Genomic DNA, 16,646 nt, shown 5'->3' with positions numbered 1-16,646 from the left:
GGAGGAAACGACAATGCGACTCGTAAGCTATCTCCTGGACGGAGAGCCGCGCTATGGCGCGGCCGTTGAAGGCGGCGTGGTCGATCTGACCAAGCGCATCGGCCGCGACTTTTCCGACGTGAAGGCGCTGATCGCCGCGAACGCGCTGGCCGACGCACAAGAGGCCGCGGCCGGACAGAAGCCGGATCACGCGCTGGAAGATCTCGTGCTGCTGCCGCCGGTGCTGGCGCCGGAAAAGCTCTGGTGCATCGGCGTCAACTACGCCGAGCGCAACGCCGAATACAAAGACAATTCCGACCTGCCCAAATATCCCAGCCTGTTCGTGCGCAGCATGTCGTCGATGACGGGCTCCGGCCAGCCGCTGGAGAAGCCTGACGTCTCCGACCAGCTCGATTACGAAGGTGAGCTCGTCATCGTGATCGGGCAGGGCGGTCGTCACATCCCGCGCGAGAAAGCCTGGGCGCACATCTTCGGCATGACACTGTGCAACGAGGGCACGATCCGCGACTGGCTGCGCCACGGTAAGTTCAACGTCACGCAGGGCAAGAATTTCGATCGCTCCGGCAGCATCGGGCCGTGGATCGTCACCGCGGACGAGCTCGACCCGCGCGGGCCGCATGACATTATCACCCGCGTCAACGGCGAGGTGCGGCAGCAGGACACGACCGAGCGGCTGATGTTCCCGTTCGACTTCCTGATCTCCTATCTCTCCACCTTCGCTACCCTAAAGCCCGGCGACATGATCGTGACGGGCACGCCGACGGGCGCCGGCGCGCGGTTCGACCCGCCGCGCTGGCTCAAGGTCGGCGATGTCGTCGAGGTCGAATCGACGCACCTCGGCGTGCTGCGCAACACCGTCGCCGCGGAGAGTTAAATCATGCTGGATACCGCGACGATCGAACGCCTAGCCGCGCGCCTCGACGAGGCTGAGCGCACCAAGGCGCTGATCCCGATGTTCTCGAAAGAGTATCCCGACTTCAGCATCGAGGACGCCTACGCCATCCAGCGCGCCTGGACCAAACTCCAGCTCGGCCGTGGCCGCGTCATCAGGGGGCATAAGATCGGCCTGACCTCGAAGGCGATGCAGAATGCGGTCGGCATCAACGAGCCCGATTACGGCGTGCTGTTCGCCGACATGTTCTATGCCGATGCGACGCCGATCCCGTTCGACCGCTTCCATGCGCCAAGAATCGAGGTCGAGCTCGCCTTCGTGCTGAAGGCGCCGCTGCGCGGACCCGACTGCACCATCTTCGACGTGCTCAACGCCACCGACTACGTCACGCCGGCGCTGGAGATCCTGGAGACCCGCATGCATCGCGTCGACCCCGAGACGGGCAAGACGCGCAAGGTCATGGACACGATCTCGGACAATGCGGCCAATGCCGCGCTGGTGCTCGGCGGCCGGCCGATCCGCCCGATGGATGCGGACCTGCGCTGGATCGGCGCGCTGCTGTTCCGCAGCGGCGAGGTCGAGGAGACCGGCCTTGCCGCCGGTGTGCTCAACCATCCCGCCAATGGCATCGCCTGGCTCGCCAATCGCCTCGCGCCGCATGACGAGCATCTCGCGGCCGGCGAGGTGGTGCTGGCAGGATCGTTCACGCGGCCCGTCGACATCCGCCGCGGCGACACGTTCCACGCGGACTACGGCGCGTTCGGCTCGGTGTCGTGCCAGTTCGTCTGAACCAACAACAAGCAGGGAGCGCATCATGACACGGCGCAAGAGCATCCATATCGGCGGCTTCAAGCACGCCAATCCGATCCCGAACGCCTGCCGCATCGGCAATCTCGTGATGTCCGGCGTCATCCTCGGCCGCGATGCGGCCGGCGTGATGCCCGAGAGTCTCGATGCGCAATGCGCCAACATGTTCGCGCATATGAAGGCGACGGTGGAAGCCGCCGGCGGCACCACCGACGACATCATCAAGATGACCGTGTGGCTGAAGGATCGCACGCAACGCGGCCCGGTCAATGTCGAGTGGCTGAAGATGTTTCCGGACGAGCATTCGCGCCCGGCACGCCACGCGCTGCCGATGGACAACATGGATGGCGGCGCGCTGGTGCAGTGCGACTTCACCGCCGTGATCGACTGAGGAGTTTTTGCGCATGCCGACCTATCTGCCGTTCGATCCCAATCCGCGCCGCCCGGTGAAGGCTCCGCCGCCGAAGACCGTCGACAGCCAGTTCCACGTGCTCGGTCCGATCGACAAATATCCGGAGCGTCCCGGCGCCGCCTATCGGATGCCGACGGCCACCTGGGAGGCGGCGCTCCGCATGCACAAGACGCTCGGCATCGAGCGCGGCATCATCGTGCAGACCACGACCTACGGCGCCGACCATGCCGTCGTGCTCGACGGCCTCGCCGCGATGGGCCCGAACTATCGCGGCTGCGCCAACGCGCTGGTGTTCGCCGAGGCGAGCGACTCGTATCTCGCCAAGCTGCATGACGCCGGCGTGCGCGGCGCGCGCTTCAGTTTCCGCCAGGAGCTCGGCGCCGTGCTGTCGGATGCCGACTTCGCCCGCGCCATCGCCCGGATCCGCGAGCTCGGCTGGTACGTCAAGATCCAGCCGGAGAAGGACGGCATCGTCTCCAGCGTCGCCAAGTACGAGAATCTCGACGTGCCCGTGCTGATCGACCACATGGCGCGCCCTGACCCGGAAGCCGGCAAGAACGATCCGAACCTGCGCAAGATGCTGGAGCTGCTCAAGAAGGGCAATTTCTGGGTCATGCTGTCGCTTGGTGAGAAGACCTCGAAGGCCGGCGCTCCCTACGACGACGTGATCCCGATCGCGCGCACCTATATCGAGGCGGCCATCGACCGCTGCGTCTGGGCCAGCGACTGGCCGCACCCGGTCTCCGTCAAGCAGCCGCCGAACGATGCCGATCTGCTCGAGCTGATGTACCGCTATGCGCCCGATCAGGCGGAGCTGGAGAAGATTCTGGTGCACAATCCGGCCAAGCTGTTCGGGTTTCCGGACTAGCGGTTGGACCACCGCGCTTCGCCTCGTGCCGGCCTGCGCCTGACGACGCGGAGCCGGCACGATCATTTTGGCCGGCATCTCCGTATTAATCCCGAGATAACACCCGCGGCCCATTCGTGGCGTAAATGAGTTCCTTAACAGATTTGCTCTAATTTTCGGCATTCCCACCTCGTGACGGCAGCCGCCCTGTTTTTTCGAGCGCGGCGCCCAACAACACCGAAGAGGCAGAATGCCGGCTCTCAAGAAGCTGATTTCCCTTCGTTCGATTGGCGCCAAGCTCGCTCTGATGACCATGGTCGCCGCCATCTGCATGGCGCTGGTCGCCTCGACCGTACTGTGGATCGCCCGCGGCCAGCTTGTCACCGAGCGCGTCGAGAAGGCGCACGCCGCTGTCGATATCGTGTGGAACCTCGCCGACGGCTATTACAAGACCTACAAGGCCGGCCAGATGACCGAGGAAGAGGCCAAGAAGCGCTTCCTCGAAGCCAATAATTACGTCTGGTACGAAGACCACACCAACTACGCGTACATCTACGATTACGAGACAGGGCTCTGCGTCTCCAATCCCGGCATTCCGCAATTCGTCGGCAAGGACATGCGTCCGAACAAGGATGCCAACGGCATGCTGTTCGCGGTCGCGCTGATGGACATTGCCAGAAAGGGCCAGGGCACCCTGCGCTATTCGTTCCGGCGCAGCGGCAGCGATGCCACGCCCTTGGACAAGGTCGCGTTCACGCGCGGTTTCGCGCCGTGGAACCTGATGATCGGCTCGGCCGAATACATGTCGGAGGTGGATAATTCCTTCTGGTCGATGGTGCAGACCGCCTCGATCGTCATCGCCGTCCTGATGTTGATCTCGATCGCGATCGCCTGGGCCGTCGGCCGCAGCGTGGTCAAGCCGCTGTCTGCCCTGAAGGAGCGCATGGCCTCGCTCAGCGCAGGTCAGCTCGAGGCGCCCGTCGCGCATGCCGACCGCCACGACGAGATCGGCGAGATGGCGCGGACCGTTGAAGTGTTCCGCGACGCCATGATCGAGACCGGCCGCCTGCGCGAGGAACATGCGCTCGCCGAGCAGCGTCAAGTCGAAGCGCGCAAGGCCGACATGAACCGGCTGGCCGATCAGTTCGAGCGCGAGGTCGGTGAGATCATCGAGCTCGTCTCGGTCGCGGCCGGCCAGCTCGAGACGTCGTCGACCACGTTGTCGAAGACCGCCGATACTGTCTCGCAGGTCTCGAACCGCGCCTCCACGGCGTCGGGCGAGGCGTCGTCGAACGTGCATTCGGTGGCCGCGGCGAGCGAGGAGCTTGCCTCCTCGATCGGCGAGATCAGCCGTCAGGTCGAAACCTCCGCGCGGATCGCGGGCGAGGCCGTCAGCCAGGCGCAGAAGACCGACGCGCGCATCAGCGAGCTGTCGCAGGCCGCGGGCCGGATCGGCGACGTCGTCGATCTCATCCAGACCATCGCCGGCCAAACCAATCTGCTGGCGCTCAATGCCACCATCGAGGCCGCACGCGCCGGCGATGCCGGCCGTGGCTTTGCCGTGGTCGCCTCCGAAGTGAAGTCGCTCGCCGAGCAAACCGCAAAAGCGACCGACGAGATCAGCCAGCAGATCGCCGACATCCAGTCCGCAACGCGCGATTCGGTCACGGCGATCAAGGAGATCGGGACGACCATCGGACGCATCTCGGAAATCGCCGCGGCGATCTCGACCTCGGTCGAGCAGCAGGGCTCGGCGACGCAGGAGATCTCCCGTAACGTCCAGCGTGCAGCCGCCGGCACCTCGCAGGTCGAAGCCAGCATCGCCGACGTCCAGCGCGGTGCCTCCGAGACCGGCGGTGCCTCCGCGCAGGTCCAGGCGGCCGCGCAATCGCTCGCAGGCGAAAGCGCACGCCTCAAGCGCGGCGTCGCCGGCTTCATGAACTCGATCAGGGCGGCGTGAGCGGCTTCAACGCGGCCATCCTTCGAGACGCCCGCTACGCGGACTCCTCGGGATGAGGTCCTGTGTTGCTGTTAGACCCTCGTGGTGAGGAGCCCGCCAACGGCGGGCGTCTCGAACCATGAAGGCCAAGAACTCTCACAGTGCTCAGGCACTCACCGCCGGCTGCTGCGTCAGCCGATCCCGCACCTCGGCTGCGATCTCGAACGAGCGCAGCCGGGCGGCGTGGTCGTAGATCTGGCCCGTGGTCATCAATTCGTCCGCGCCGGTCTCGGCGATCAGCGCCCTCAATTTCTCTTCCACCACGGCGGGCGAGCCGACCGCGGAGCAGGACAGCGACTGCCCGACGCCGGCCTTCTCGGCCGGCGACCACAGCGTATCCATGTCTTCGACTGGCGGCGGCAGAGGTCCCGGCGTGCCGCGGCGCAGGTTGATGAACTGCTGCTGCAGTGAGGAGAACATGCGCTGCGCCTCCGCGTCGCTGTCGGCGGCGAACACGTTGACGCCGATCATCGCATAGGGCTTGTCGAGCTGCGCCGACGGCTCGAAGCGCGCACGATATTCGCGCAGCGCCGGCATCATCATCTGCGGCGCGAAATGCGAGGCGAAGGCGAAGGGCAGGCCGAGCATGGCCGCAAGCTGCGCGCCAAACGTGCTCGATCCCAGGATCCAGAGCGGCACCTTCGTCCCCATGCCCGGCACGGCGCGGATCGCCTGGTTCGGCTGCACGTCACCGAGCAGCGCCTGCAATTCCAGCACGTCATGCGGAAAATTCTCGGACGTGGTGGCGAGATCGCGCCGCAGGGCCCGCGCCGTGAACTGGTCGGTGCCCGGGGCGCGGCCAAGGCCGAGATCGATCCGCCCGGGATAAAGCGATTCCAGCGTGCCGAACTGCTCGGCGATGACAAGCGGTGAATGGTTCGGCAGCATGATCCCGCCGGACCCGACGCGGATGGTTTTAGTGCCGCCCGCGACATGCCCGATCACCACCGATGTCGCCGCGCTCGCGATCCCCGTCATGTTGTGATGCCCGGCCAGCCAGAAGCGCTTGAAGCCCCAGCGTTCGGCGTGCTGGGCAAGGTCGAGCGAATTGCGGAACGCCTGCGCCGCATCGCCGCCCTGGCGGATGGGTGCGAGGTCGAGCACGGAGAAGGGAATCATGCGAGAGGTCCGGTGAGGGGCGCAGCGCGCCGGGGCTCCATATGTAGTACCGTCCCGGGCAGATGTTAGCGTTGCAGTGCGATTGGACACGCAACGATACCATTCGGAATTGTCGTAGGTGACCGGCGAACTGCCCGGCCGACGTTTTCGATCCAGCGGACTTCCGCGCAGGTTTGACCTACGTCAACATTCGGAACCTGGCTTCATTTTCATTGCCGGCATTGGCTGCTTCGATTTTCTTCCAGGAGAGATGTCATGGCCGATTCGACCAAGCTCTCGGTTGAGAAAGCGCTCGAAAAGATACGTCAGCGCGACGAGCCGAAATCAGAGAATTCACGCCTCGATGAAAAAACCGACGCTCTCAACGAAGAGATCAAGCGCATGAGAGCACAAAGGCTCCGCCTTGAACGAGGACAGGGCAAGCGTGGCTGAACGGCGCCTTTCTTGGTAGATGGATAAGGGCAAGACCCGCGGTCGCCATGTCGTTTGGCGTCCGTTTGCGACGACGCGGCCTTCGTTCACAACCCTGTTATTGCGACCTATGGCGCCCTTTGTCTCAACTGGGCGTTTTGCGCCTGTTGTTGTACCCTTGCCGGAGCCAAGCCATTGCACGGTCGCCCGGAGGACCTGACATGACCACGGTCGTCTTTAACCGCCGCACCCTCCTCGCCGCCGGCGGCACTCTCCTTGCAGCCGGCGCATCCGGGCTTTTGGTGCCCGCCCGTGCCGAAGGCCTCGCGCCGACCGAAACCATGTCGGGCGGGGCGAACAATTATCGCAGGGGCGCGCCGATCGTGGAGCGGATCGGCAAGGGCGGCTTCTGGATGAGCGGCACCGTGCGCCGCGCCGGCGACGGGGCGCCGCTCGCCGGACAGCGCATCCAGATCTGGGCGCACACGGTCGAAGGCCAGGAGCACGAGCCGCAAAGTCACGGCGCCACGCTCACCGACAAGGATGGCAAGTTCCGCCTCGAGATGCCGCAGATCATTCCGATCTTCGGCCAGCCGCACGGTCACCTCGCCTATGACAGCGGTGAATTCAAGACCGTGTTCCTGCGGCCGGTGATGCGGAGCCCGAAGGAAACCAGCCTCGAGGCGCACTTCGTCCTTCAGTCCGCCTGAGCGAACCAGCGAATGACGGGGTGGAAGCTCGCCCGGGTGATCCTGATCTGGGTTGCCCTTGCTTTAGTCATTGGCGTGCCGATCGCCGCCGCCGCAACAAGCGAGCAACTCGCATGGCGCGGTCCGGTCTACATCCTCGCCGGCTTCGCCGGGATCGTTGCCCTCGCGCTCGTGCTCGTTCAGCCCCTGCTGATCGGTGGATATCTGCCGGGGTTCTCGGCCTATCGCGGACGGCGTGCGCATCACTGGATCGGCGGCGCGCTTGCGCTGGCGATCGTGATCCACGTCGCCGGCCTCTGGGTCACCAGTCCACCTGATATGATCGACGCGCTGACCTACACATCGCCGACGCCATTCTCTCCCTTTGGCGTCACCGCCATGTGGGCCATCTTCGCCGTCGCGCTACTGGCCCTCCTGCGCCGGCGATTGGGCCTGCGGCCGCGAACCTGGCGCTTCGTTCATATGCCGCTGGCGGTCGTCATCGTCGCCGGCAGCGTCGCCCATTGCCTGCTGATCGAGGGGACGATGGAGACGATCTCGAAGGCGGCGTTGTGTGCGCTGGTGCTTGCGGCGACCGTCAAGGCCATGATTGATCTTCAGGTGTGGCGAAAGCGAAGGACGCTGCGCGGCAGTGAGCCCGCATAGGTTGGGTAGAGCGAAGCGAAACCCATCGCACTTTGTCCGCGCGGAAGCATGATGGGTTTCGCTTCGCTCTACCCATCCTACGAGCTGCGCTTTGCTTGCCGCAGATTGCGGCGGGGCGTATCCTCGCGCAATGGCTGTCACTGCCCCCGACCTGAAAGCGTTCCTGCTCGCAACGCCATTCTTCGGCGGTCTTGCGGACCCCAGCCTCGAGCTCCTGATGTCGATGCTGGTCGAGCGCCGCTTCGGGGCCGGCGCAATTGTCGTCGCGGAAGGCGAGCCGGGACGCTCGATGTTCATCGTCAAGTCCGGTCGCCTCGCGGTGAGCAAACGAGCGACTGCAGGGAGCGTCGTCCCGATCTCCGTTCTGGAGCCTGGTGATTTCTTCGGCGAGATGACGCTGATCGAAATGCAGAACCGCTCCGCCACGGTGATCGCGGAGATGCCGACGGTGCTGTACGAGCTGACCGCCCACAATCTCTACGCCTGCTACAAGGCCGACATCCACGCCTACGTGATCGTTCTGCAGAACATCAATCGCGAGCTGTGCCGGCGGCTGCGAAGGGCCGATGATCGGTTCGCCGGGCGGGTGGGTGATGGCAATTGATCACTCGTAGGACGGTTAGAGCACTTGCGAAACCCATCCTGCTTCGCCACGGAACCGTTTCATCACCCAGCAAGGCGTCGACGACACTCGCTTCCGCCTTCGCTCGTTGAGCTCCGGCGGGCAAGTCGCTCCGCCCGTCCTGCTAGCTGGAAGTCACGACTTATCGTGCGCGTACTTCTCCAGGAGCAGCCGATTATATTCGTCTCTCACGGCTCTCTTCGAAACATGCCCTTTTCGGTCTTTGGCAATCTTCAGAAGATCAGGATCAGTTGGTGCCCGTGATTTCCGCCTGAATCTCGCAAGGAGTGGGGTCGCAGGCGCCGACGTCCTTCCAAACAGCCCGTCAAACCATCCCATTGTGTCCTCCCGGACAGACCGCGAAACACGACACTATCACTACGAATTTGGAGGGCAAACGGACAGTGCGGCTGCATATTTCAAATGCTCGTCACCACATGGTCCGTGGCGGGGGCGCGCCTCAAGCGGCGCAGTTCAAATGCCGGTAAGGGGCCAGGCCACAGCTCGCGCGCGTCGATGGGCCGCAACTCCCTGCTTCGCGGATTCGTGCAATATATTCCAGGTTGTGGTGCAGGAGATGCGTTGGAGACGCGCTCATGCGCGCCCGTTCCTTGATCCTCGCCTTGATCATGCAAAGCGTCGTGACGGTGTCTTTTGCGCAGGACGCCAAGAGAGCCGTGGACATCAATGAACCTGCCAGTGCGTAGGATGGGTAGAGCGAAGCGAAACCCATCATTTTGCATGTTCGCACGAGCCCTTGATGGGTTTCGCTTTGCTCTACCCATCCTACGAGCGGCGCCGGGACGATGATCGGTTTGCCGGACATCAAATCGGCGAAGCGGATTGATCGTGCGTAGGAGCCGGTTCTCTGATGCGATTACAGCAACGCCAAGGAGTGCAGCGAATTTCTATGAAAACCGAAGGCAACTATGCCGGACAGAAGCAACGCAATCCCAGTCACGATCAGGCAACACGCAAACACTATCGACGCCTCTTGCTCGTCATCCACGGCAAGGACGATAATGGATAAAATTTTACCGACAATCGAAAGGAAGAATTAACCTTACCTGCGCGGTGCAATCTCGACCCGTCGGGCAACACATCCCCTGCGCGCCAAAACCCGTCAATCCCCTCCTGCGAAAATATTCCACTTTACCGAAATTCGGATTTGCGGCAATATCTCGCCATCCCGATCCCCGGAGAGGGGCGATCGTACGTCGTGTCGAACGTGGATCGGGGTGCGGTGGACGCGGCAGCGCCAGGCATGGGTATGCGGGACCAGGGCGAGATGAACCTCGTGAGGTCTTTGCTCCGTGCAGACGGACGGCGCTGTGTCCGGCGAAGCTACTCAAGCCAAGCCGGGCCAGCTGCGTACGGCGAAAGCGCGTGGTTCTGACCGTCGTTGCTACGGTCAAGCCTTGCGGAGATGGATCGAGGCTCAACCGGGCCTCTAGACATCGCCAATTCGCGAGGTGACGGAGGCCAGAAGGAACTCGGCTCCGGGGAGAGCGCGTATAAGCCGTCAGACCATCGCGCAGGGAAGGCCGGGTGTTTTCCGGCCCACCTGTTTCCCGCCTGCGCATTTGCGTGTGCAAATTCTTCACGCAGCGGATCATGGGTGCCAGCCGGCACCCGGCCTTCCCTGCGCCCTCTTCAGTTCAGGAGGGCGAAAGAGGAGAGCAAAACTCGGGCATTTGGTGCCGCGAGAATGCTGATCTGCGCGTGATTGTACCGAAGAAATGGTGCTGCCAGACAGGATTGAACTGTCGACCTCTCCATTACCAATGGAGTGCTCTACCACTGAGCTACGGCAGCATGTGCTGGGATCAGAATCGGCCGCCAAGGGGGCCTACCAAGCGGGCCGATATCTGCCACAAGCCCCCCTCCTGTGCAAGCTTGCTAGTCCCGTCAAAACGAGAAAATCGGTCCGATATCAAGGCCAAAATGCCCGTTTTGGCGCGAAACCGTCGACTTTCTGCCGATTCGGGTTCCGATATCCCCGCCCAACTGGCCAGTTGGCCCACTTGGCGGATTCGACTCATTTGGAGTTTCGCACGATCGAATTGCGCGCGCCTCTTGAGCTGCCACGTTGATGGGGCATGTTATCGCCGATCCCGTGAATGGAGCCGTGATGGCTGACGAGAACGACAAGCGCGCACAGCAGGCGAAGACGTCCCGGGACGACCGGCTGAAATCGGCGCTGCGCGAAAATTTGAAGCGGCGCAAGCTGCAGGCGCGCGAACGCGCCGCAGGCACCGAGCCCGCGCTAAACGACGATGGTTCCCTCGACGAGGGAGCCGCCGGAAAGGCCGGCGGCTAGATTTTGCAATGAGCGAGAATGACGATGGCCCAGGACGAGGTGCAACGAACCGACAGGAACGCGCTTATGGCGCAGTTCACGCGTCCCGAGCAGACCTTTCCGGCGCTGGCGCCTGCCGAGATCGAGCGCCTGCGCCATTTCGGCGAGCTGAGGCGCTATAAGGACGGCGAGCTGCTGTTCGAGACCGGCAAACAAGGGCCGGGCATGTTCGTGGTGCTGGCGGGCCACGTCGCCATCACCCAGCGCGACGGGCTCGGCCACGTCACGCCGGTGATAGACCAGGGGCCGGGACAGTTCCTGGCCGAGCTCGGCCAGCTCTCGGGCAGGCCGGCGCTGGTCGACGGACGCGCGGAGGGCGAGGTCGAGGTGCTCCTCGTTCCGCCGAACCGGCTGCGTGCGCTGCTGGTGGCCGAAGCCGAGCTTGGCGAGCGCATCATGCGCGCGCTGATCCTGCGCCGGGTTAATCTGATCCAGGGCGGCATCGGCGGGCCCGTGCTGATCGGGCCGTCGCACTCCGCCGGCGTGGTGCGCCTGCAAGGCTTTCTCACCCGCAACGGCCAGCCGCATCATCTGCTCGACCCCGACAGCGAGCATGACGCGGCCGAGATCATCACGCGCTATTCGCCGAAGCCGGAGGATTGGCCGCTCGTCGTCACCGCCGACGGCACCGTGCTGCGCAATCCCAGCGAAACCCAGCTCGGCCGCGCGATCGGCATGATCGGCGGCGCCAAGGACGATCGCATCTACGACGTTGCGATCGTCGGCTGCGGACCGGCGGGACTTGCAACCGCGGTCTACGCGGCGTCCGAAGGTCTGTCGGTCGCGGTCGTCGACACCCGCGCTTTCGGCGGCCAGGCCGGCGCCAGCGCACGCATCGAAAACTATCTGGGCTTTCCCACCGGCATCTCGGGCCAGGCGCTGGCGGGGCGCGCTTTCACCCAGGCGCAGAAATTCGGCGCCGAGATCATGATTCCGATGTCGGTGAAATCGCTGGACTGCTCGCGCGCCCACGGCGCCTTCGCGCTGGCGCTGGATTGCGGCGACACCTTGCGCTCGCGCGCGGTGGTGGTCGCGAGTGGCGCGCGCTATCGACGGCCTGACATCGCCAACCTCGACAAGTTCGAGGGCCGCGGCGTCTGGTACTGGGCCTCGCCGGTCGAGGCGCGGCTCTGCGCCGGCGAAGAGGTGGCGCTGGTCGGCGCCGGCAATTCGGCGGGGCAGGCGGCCGTGTTCCTGTCGGGCCACGCCAAGCGCGTGCTGATGATCATCCGCGGCGGCGGCTTAGGGGCCAGCATGTCGCGCTATCTCATCGAGCGCATCGAAGCGACGCCGAACATCGAATTGATGTTCAACACCGAGATCACCGCGCTCGAGGGCGACGAGACCTCGCTGTTGCGGCGTATCCGCTGGAAGAGCCGGCTGTCGGACGACGAGGATGAAACCGAGATCCGCAACCTCTTCCTGTTCGTCGGCGCCGATCCCGCCACCGGTTGGCTCGACGGCTGCGGCGTGACGCTCGATCGCGGCGGCTTCGTCGTCACCGGCGCGCAGTCCGAGCTGAACCAGGGCAAGCTGGTGGCGCCGCTCGAGACCTCGGTGCCGGGCGTCTACGCGGTCGGCGACGTCCGCTCCGGCTCGGTCAAGCGCGTCGGCGGCGCCATCGGCGAGGGCGCACAGGTCGTGGCCTCCCTGCACGGCTATCTCGGCGACGCCGCAAAACCGGCGCTTTAGAGCACGATCCGGACCCGAAGGGCCGGGTTAGCGAAAAGTGTGAAGCGGTTTTCCGAAAAGATCGTGCTCAAACAATAAGTCAAGGACAAGACAAGCAAATGGCAAGTCGAATGAGGCTTGCCATTTTGCCGCGTCATGCGTGACTATCTCCCCTCATCCTGAGGAGCGCGCAGCGCGTCTCGAAGGATGAAGGCCCGGAACGACGCCCCGGGCCTTCATGGTTCGCGCGGCGATGCGAAGCATCGTCCGCACGGGTGCTAACGCGCCTCCTCACCATGAGGATCGAAGGCTGAACGAGCGAACAAGAGATTCAACGGGAGGACTAAATGGCTGAAATCGTCGTGCTCTACAAAACGCCCAAGGATGCCGCGGCCTTCGACAAATACTATGCCGAAACCCACATTCCACTCGCCAAGAAACTTCCCGGCCTGAAGAAATACGCCGTCAGCAAGGGACCGGTCGCATCTCCCGGCGGCGCGACCGGAATCCATCTTGTCGCCATTCTCACCTTCGACAGCGTTGCCGACATCCAGGCGGCATTCGCCAGCCCGGAAGGCAATGCGACCGGCGCTGACGTGCCGAAATTCGCCAGTGGCGGCGCTGACATCCTGATCTTCGACACCAAGGAGGTGTGAACGATCGCTTCGACTTTCGTCGAAAACCTGCTGTCGTTTGTGACAGCGCTGCAAAAAAATCAGCCATGCGTTTGTCGATTCGCACGATGACGCATGGCCGCGCACATGCATGTGACGACAACGTATGTGGCAATCCCATGAGGAGCGTAATACTACTCTGATCTCAATGCAGAGCGTAGGAGAGATGCCATGGTCCTTGGGTTGAGCCTGCCCGCCTTCACACTGGTCCATGTCATCATCAGCCTGATCGCCATCGCCGCCGGCCTTGTCGTGATGTTCGGCCTGCTCGGCTCGAAGTCGATGCCGGGCCTCACCGCGATCTTCCTGCTGTTCACGATCCTCACCAGCGCCACCGGCTTCCTGTTTCCGTTCAAGGAGCTGCTGCCCTCGCACATCATCGGCATCATCTCGCTGGTGCTGCTCGCGATCGCCTGCTTCGCGCTCTACGGCATGAAGCTCTCCGGGGTCTGGCGTCCGGTCTACATCGTCACTGCGATGATCTCGCTCTATTTCAACGTCTTCGTGCTGGTGATCCAGTCGTTCCTGAAGGTGCCGGCGCTCGCCGCGCTCGCGCCCGCCGTGCCGCCGGCACCGCCCTCGGGCCCGGTGTTCGCAGTGGTGCAGGGCATCGTGCTGGTGTTCTTCGTGCTGCTCACCATCGGCGCCTGGCGCCGCTACAAGCCGATGACGTTTGCTTGATCGTTATTCGCTCGTCATTCCAGGGCGATGCAACGCATCCAACCCGGACTCCCGCGCAGCAATCTCCGGATCCCGGGTTCGCGCTTCGCGCGCCCCGGAATGACGTTTCTCACTAAAGGAGCCCCACCATGCCCACCATCACCACCAAAGACGGCGTCGAGATCTTTTTCAAGGATTGGGGCTCGGGCCAGCCGATCGTGTTCAGCCATGGCTGGCCGCTGTCGTCGGACGATTGGGACGCGCAGATGATGTTTTTCGTCACGCGCGGCTATCGCGTCATCGCTCATGACCGCCGCGGCCACGGCCGCTCGTCGCAGGTCGCCGACGGCCACGACATGGATCATTACGCCGACGACCTCGCCGCGGTCACCGCGCATCTCGACCTCAAGAACGCCATCCATGTCGGCCATTCCACTGGCGGCGGCGAGGTCGTGCACTACATCGCGCGTCACGGCGAGAGCCGGGTGGCGAAGGCCGCGATCCTGTCCGCGGTGCCGCCCTTGATGGTGCAGACCGCGGCCAATCCCGGCGGCCTTCCGAAGAGCGTGTTCGACGACCTGCAGAAGCAACTCGCGGCCAGCCGCACGCAATTCTATCGCGACCTCCCGGCCGGCCCGTTCTACGGCTACAATCGTCCCGGCGCAAAACCGTCCGAAGCGGTGATCCAGAACTGGTGGCGCCAGGGCATGATGGGCGGCGCGAAGGCGCATTACGACGGCATCGTCGCGTTCTCGCAGACCGATTTCACCGAAGACCTCAAGAAGATCAACGTCCCCGTGCTGGTGATGCACGGCGACGACGACCAGATCGTGCCTTACGCCGATTCCGGCCCGCTGTCGGCCAAGCTGCTGAAGAAAGGCACGCTGAAGACCTACAAGGGTTTCCCGCACGGCATGCCGACCACGCACGCCGAGACCATCAACGCGGACCTCCTGGCGTTTTTTAAGGAGTGACGAGTCTTCCTTCTCCCCTTGTGGGAGAAGGTGGCGCGAAGCGCCGGATGAGGGGTTCTATCCGCCGAATTCAGTTGCGAGTGAGTAAGCAGAGACAACCCCTCACCCGTCTCGCCGCTCAGCGGCGAGCCACCCTCTCCCACAAGGGGAGAGGGGAAAAGCGCTACTTCAATATCGCCCGGATCGTTTCGAACGTCCGCTTCACGAAAACCTCCGGCTTCTCCCGCGCGCCTTCGCCCATCCAGCTCTCGCCACCGACGCGCATCGCGCCGGTGGCGATCATGGCGACGAGCCGGGCCTTGGCCTTGTCCGATTTGCTTTTCGCGCGCTGGGCGAGCCCGTCAGCCAGCGCGCGCTCAAGCTTCTCGTATTTGAGCTGGTCGCGCGCGTGAAGCGCGGGGTTGTCGCGCTTGAGCCGCGACATCGCCGCTGCCTCGGCGGGATCGACGCGCTTGACCGCTGCCGTGATTGCATTCTCCGCCGCGGTTAGCATGGATTCATCCGCAGGCCGTGCGAGGATCTCGGCGACCAGCGCGCTTGCCGCATCCTCCTGCCAGGCGGTGACCACGTCCTCCTTGGACGCGAAATAATGGAAGAAGCTGCGGCGCGACATATCCGCTTTGGCTGCGATGTCGTCGATGGTGGTGGCCTCGAAGCCGCGCTCGCGGAACAGCGCCATCGCCGCGCGGGTCAGCCGCTCGCGGGTCGCCTGCTGCTTGCGTTGTCGCAGGCCCGCAGACGACGGCGATTTTCCTTCCGTCGGCAATGACTTGGCACGCTTTTCGATGGCCTTCGAAACCTTCAAATCATTTCACCTCTTGCAAACTTGCACTCAGTGCACATTTAGAGCCGTCGCGGGCCTCATTCCAGCCCCCGAACGGAGACATGGCATGACCGACTGGACGACGGCAGACATCCCCTCTCTCAGCGGCAAGACCGCCGTCGTGACCGGGGCCACGGGCGGCCTCGGCTACGAGACGGCGATGGCGCTGGCGGGCGCCGGCGCCATTGTCATACTCACCGGGCGCAGCGACGCAAAGGGCCTGCGCGCGATCGAGGGCATTTGCGAGCGTTTTCCCAATGCGTTGATTGCCTACGAGCATCTCGACCTCGCCAGCCTTGCCTCCGTCGCCGATTTCGCCAGGCGCTTTGCCGCCGGCAACGAGCAGCTCGATCTCCTCGTCAACAATGCCGGCGTGATGGCGCTGCCGAAGCGGCAGCAGACCGAGGATGGTTTCGAGATGCAGCTCGGCACCAATTATCTCGGCCATTACGCGCTGACGGCACGCCTCCTGCCGCAGCTTCGCCGCGCCAAGGCCGCGCGCGTCGTCAATCTCTCCAGCCTTGCGCACCGCTCCGGCGCGATCAATTTCGACGATCTCCAGAGCAAGCGCTCCTATCGTCCGTGGCGGGCCTACTGCCAGTCCAAGCTGGCGATGCTGATGTTTGCGCTGGAATTGCAGCGCCGCAGCCTTGCCGCCGGCTGGGGCATTACGAGCCTTGCCGCGCATCCCGGCTACGCGCGGACCGATCTCATTTCGAACGGGCCGGGCGCCAACACGTTCCAATGGCGGGTCGGCCGGTTGCTCCAGCCGCTGATGAGCCAGTCCGCGGCCGAAGGCGCGCTGCCCACATTGTTCGCCGCGACCTCGCCCGGAGCAGAACCGGGCGGCTATTACGGTCCGAACGGATTCTATGAATTGAAGGGCCCGCCGGCGCCCGCGAAGATCATGCCGCAGGCGAAGGACTTTGCCGCGGCGGCCATGCTGTGGGATGTCTCGGCACTGCTGACCGGTATATCCTTCGACGACATCGCGGTCGCCGCATGAGCCGTGACATCGGTG

The 16,646-nt window shown here is 64.1% G+C and carries 17 protein-coding genes and 1 tRNA gene; 15 read left to right on the top strand and 3 right to left on the bottom strand.

The window, feature by feature from the left end; all coding sequences use genetic code 11:
* The first annotated feature begins 13 nt into the window (after positions 1-13).
* The 5 genes from BRAGE_RS0135485 (at position 14) to BRAGE_RS0135465 (ending at position 4,918) form a co-directional block, all read left to right on the top strand.
* Entirely contained in the window at positions 14-874 is an 861-nt protein-coding gene (locus BRAGE_RS0135485; protein WP_027561467.1) for a fumarylacetoacetate hydrolase family protein, read from the top strand.
* Positions 875-877: 3 nt separating this feature from the next.
* Complete coding sequence (hpaH, locus tag BRAGE_RS0135480; protein WP_027561466.1) at positions 878-1,681, top strand: 2-oxo-hept-4-ene-1,7-dioate hydratase; 804 nt, start codon at positions 878-880, stop codon at positions 1,679-1,681.
* 25 nt (positions 1,682-1,706) lie between these two features.
* Positions 1,707-2,090, top strand: a complete 384-nt coding sequence (locus tag BRAGE_RS0135475) for a RidA family protein (RefSeq protein ID WP_027561465.1) — start codon at positions 1,707-1,709, stop codon at positions 2,088-2,090.
* A 13-nt stretch (positions 2,091-2,103) separates the two neighbouring features.
* A complete protein-coding gene (locus BRAGE_RS0135470; protein ID WP_027561464.1) occupies positions 2,104-2,979 on the top strand; it encodes an amidohydrolase family protein in 876 nt (291 codons plus the stop codon).
* 229 nt (positions 2,980-3,208) lie between these two features.
* On the top strand, positions 3,209-4,918 hold the full coding sequence (locus BRAGE_RS0135465; protein WP_051378256.1) for a methyl-accepting chemotaxis protein: 1,710 nt from the start codon (positions 3,209-3,211) through the stop codon (positions 4,916-4,918).
* 144 nt (positions 4,919-5,062) lie between these two features.
* Here BRAGE_RS0135465 and BRAGE_RS0135460 read toward each other — a convergent pair whose 3' ends face one another.
* The gene (locus BRAGE_RS0135460) at positions 5,063-6,076 is read right to left on the bottom strand and encodes an LLM class flavin-dependent oxidoreductase (protein ID WP_027561462.1); all 1,014 of its coding nucleotides are present in this window, start codon (positions 6,074-6,076) and stop codon (positions 5,063-5,065) included.
* Positions 6,077-6,331: 255 nt separating this feature from the next.
* Between BRAGE_RS0135460 and BRAGE_RS56210 the strand changes: the two genes are divergently transcribed.
* The 4 genes from BRAGE_RS56210 to BRAGE_RS0135440 all read left to right on the top strand — a co-directional run bounded on the left by BRAGE_RS56210 (position 6,332) and on the right by BRAGE_RS0135440 (position 8,446).
* Positions 6,332-6,508 (top strand): hypothetical protein, encoded by a 177-nt coding sequence (locus BRAGE_RS56210; RefSeq protein WP_167336542.1) that lies wholly within the window; start codon positions 6,332-6,334, stop codon positions 6,506-6,508.
* A gap of 200 nt (positions 6,509-6,708) precedes the next feature.
* Positions 6,709-7,197: a twin-arginine translocation pathway signal gene (locus BRAGE_RS0135450; protein ID WP_027561461.1), complete on the top strand. Its 489-nt coding sequence runs from the start codon at positions 6,709-6,711 to the stop codon at positions 7,195-7,197.
* 12 nt (positions 7,198-7,209) lie between these two features.
* Positions 7,210-7,842: a ferric reductase-like transmembrane domain-containing protein gene (locus BRAGE_RS0135445; RefSeq protein WP_027561460.1), complete on the top strand. Its 633-nt coding sequence runs from the start codon at positions 7,210-7,212 to the stop codon at positions 7,840-7,842.
* Between the two features lie 130 nt (positions 7,843-7,972).
* Complete coding sequence (locus tag BRAGE_RS0135440; RefSeq protein WP_027561459.1) at positions 7,973-8,446, top strand: Crp/Fnr family transcriptional regulator; 474 nt, start codon at positions 7,973-7,975, stop codon at positions 8,444-8,446.
* Positions 8,447-10,204: 1,758 nt separating this feature from the next.
* On the opposite strand, the gene BRAGE_RS0135425 is transcribed toward BRAGE_RS0135440, so the two are convergent.
* Positions 10,205-10,279, bottom strand: a tRNA-Thr gene (locus BRAGE_RS0135425).
* Between the two features lie 316 nt (positions 10,280-10,595).
* Between BRAGE_RS0135425 and BRAGE_RS0135420 the strand changes: the two genes are divergently transcribed.
* The 5 genes from BRAGE_RS0135420 (at position 10,596) to BRAGE_RS0135400 (ending at position 14,802) form a co-directional block, all read left to right on the top strand.
* Entirely contained in the window at positions 10,596-10,784 is a 189-nt protein-coding gene (locus BRAGE_RS0135420; RefSeq protein WP_027561458.1) for a hypothetical protein, read from the top strand.
* 24 nt (positions 10,785-10,808) lie between these two features.
* Positions 10,809-12,515 (top strand): FAD-dependent oxidoreductase, encoded by a 1,707-nt coding sequence (locus tag BRAGE_RS0135415; RefSeq protein ID WP_027561457.1) that lies wholly within the window; start codon positions 10,809-10,811, stop codon positions 12,513-12,515.
* Between the two features lie 326 nt (positions 12,516-12,841).
* Positions 12,842-13,150 (top strand): EthD family reductase, encoded by a 309-nt coding sequence (locus BRAGE_RS0135410; RefSeq protein WP_027561456.1) that lies wholly within the window; start codon positions 12,842-12,844, stop codon positions 13,148-13,150.
* Positions 13,151-13,339: 189 nt separating this feature from the next.
* Positions 13,340-13,849 (top strand): hypothetical protein, encoded by a 510-nt coding sequence (locus BRAGE_RS0135405; RefSeq protein ID WP_027561455.1) that lies wholly within the window; start codon positions 13,340-13,342, stop codon positions 13,847-13,849.
* 128 nt (positions 13,850-13,977) lie between these two features.
* Positions 13,978-14,802, top strand: coding sequence for an alpha/beta fold hydrolase (locus tag BRAGE_RS0135400; RefSeq protein ID WP_027561454.1), 825 nt, complete (start codon positions 13,978-13,980; stop codon positions 14,800-14,802).
* Between the two features lie 163 nt (positions 14,803-14,965).
* Here the strand turns inward: BRAGE_RS0135400 and BRAGE_RS0135395 are convergent, their stop codons facing one another.
* A complete protein-coding gene (locus BRAGE_RS0135395; protein ID WP_027561453.1) occupies positions 14,966-15,607 on the bottom strand; it encodes a TetR/AcrR family transcriptional regulator in 642 nt (213 codons plus the stop codon).
* An 85-nt stretch (positions 15,608-15,692) separates the two neighbouring features.
* Here BRAGE_RS0135395 and BRAGE_RS0135390 point away from each other — a divergent pair, with 85 nt between their 5' ends.
* A complete protein-coding gene (locus tag BRAGE_RS0135390; protein WP_027561452.1) occupies positions 15,693-16,631 on the top strand; it encodes an SDR family oxidoreductase in 939 nt (312 codons plus the stop codon).
* The last annotated feature ends 15 nt before the right edge of the window (positions 16,632-16,646 follow it).

It is taken from the genome of Bradyrhizobium genosp. SA-4 str. CB756 (genome assembly GCF_000473125.1).
GTDB lineage: Bacteria > Pseudomonadota > Alphaproteobacteria > Rhizobiales > Xanthobacteraceae > Bradyrhizobium > Bradyrhizobium arachidis.
The sequence above is the reverse complement of the archived record's forward strand: the minus strand, read 5'-3'. Positions and strand labels throughout refer to the sequence as shown.

Bases quoted from the DNA above. Each gene is read 5' to 3' on its own strand.
- BRAGE_RS0135415 (WP_027561457.1), top strand. From the start codon at position 10,809: ATGGCCCAGGACGAGGTGCAACGAACCGACAGGAACGCGCTTATGGCG.
- BRAGE_RS0135475 (WP_027561465.1), top strand. From the start codon at position 1,707: ATGACACGGCGCAAGAGCATCCATATCGGCGGCTTCAAGCACGCCAAT.
- BRAGE_RS0135445 (WP_027561460.1), top strand. From the start codon at position 7,210: ATGACGGGGTGGAAGCTCGCCCGGGTGATCCTGATCTGGGTTGCCCTT.
- BRAGE_RS0135450 (WP_027561461.1), top strand. From the start codon at position 6,709: ATGACCACGGTCGTCTTTAACCGCCGCACCCTCCTCGCCGCCGGCGGC.
- hpaH (WP_027561466.1), top strand. From the start codon at position 878: ATGCTGGATACCGCGACGATCGAACGCCTAGCCGCGCGCCTCGACGAG.
- BRAGE_RS0135405 (WP_027561455.1), top strand. From the start codon at position 13,340: ATGGTCCTTGGGTTGAGCCTGCCCGCCTTCACACTGGTCCATGTCATC.
- BRAGE_RS0135390 (WP_027561452.1), top strand. From the start codon at position 15,693: ATGACCGACTGGACGACGGCAGACATCCCCTCTCTCAGCGGCAAGACC.
- BRAGE_RS0135470 (WP_027561464.1), top strand. From the start codon at position 2,104: ATGCCGACCTATCTGCCGTTCGATCCCAATCCGCGCCGCCCGGTGAAG.
- BRAGE_RS0135410 (WP_027561456.1), top strand. From the start codon at position 12,842: ATGGCTGAAATCGTCGTGCTCTACAAAACGCCCAAGGATGCCGCGGCC.
- BRAGE_RS0135420 (WP_027561458.1), top strand. From the start codon at position 10,596: ATGGCTGACGAGAACGACAAGCGCGCACAGCAGGCGAAGACGTCCCGG.
- BRAGE_RS0135460 (WP_027561462.1), bottom strand. From the start codon at position 6,076: ATGATTCCCTTCTCCGTGCTCGACCTCGCACCCATCCGCCAGGGCGGC.
- BRAGE_RS0135400 (WP_027561454.1), top strand. From the start codon at position 13,978: ATGCCCACCATCACCACCAAAGACGGCGTCGAGATCTTTTTCAAGGAT.
- BRAGE_RS0135465 (WP_051378256.1), top strand. From the start codon at position 3,209: ATGCCGGCTCTCAAGAAGCTGATTTCCCTTCGTTCGATTGGCGCCAAG.
- BRAGE_RS0135485 (WP_027561467.1), top strand. From the start codon at position 14: ATGCGACTCGTAAGCTATCTCCTGGACGGAGAGCCGCGCTATGGCGCG.
- BRAGE_RS0135440 (WP_027561459.1), top strand. From the start codon at position 7,973: ATGGCTGTCACTGCCCCCGACCTGAAAGCGTTCCTGCTCGCAACGCCA.
- BRAGE_RS56210 (WP_167336542.1), top strand. From the start codon at position 6,332: ATGGCCGATTCGACCAAGCTCTCGGTTGAGAAAGCGCTCGAAAAGATA.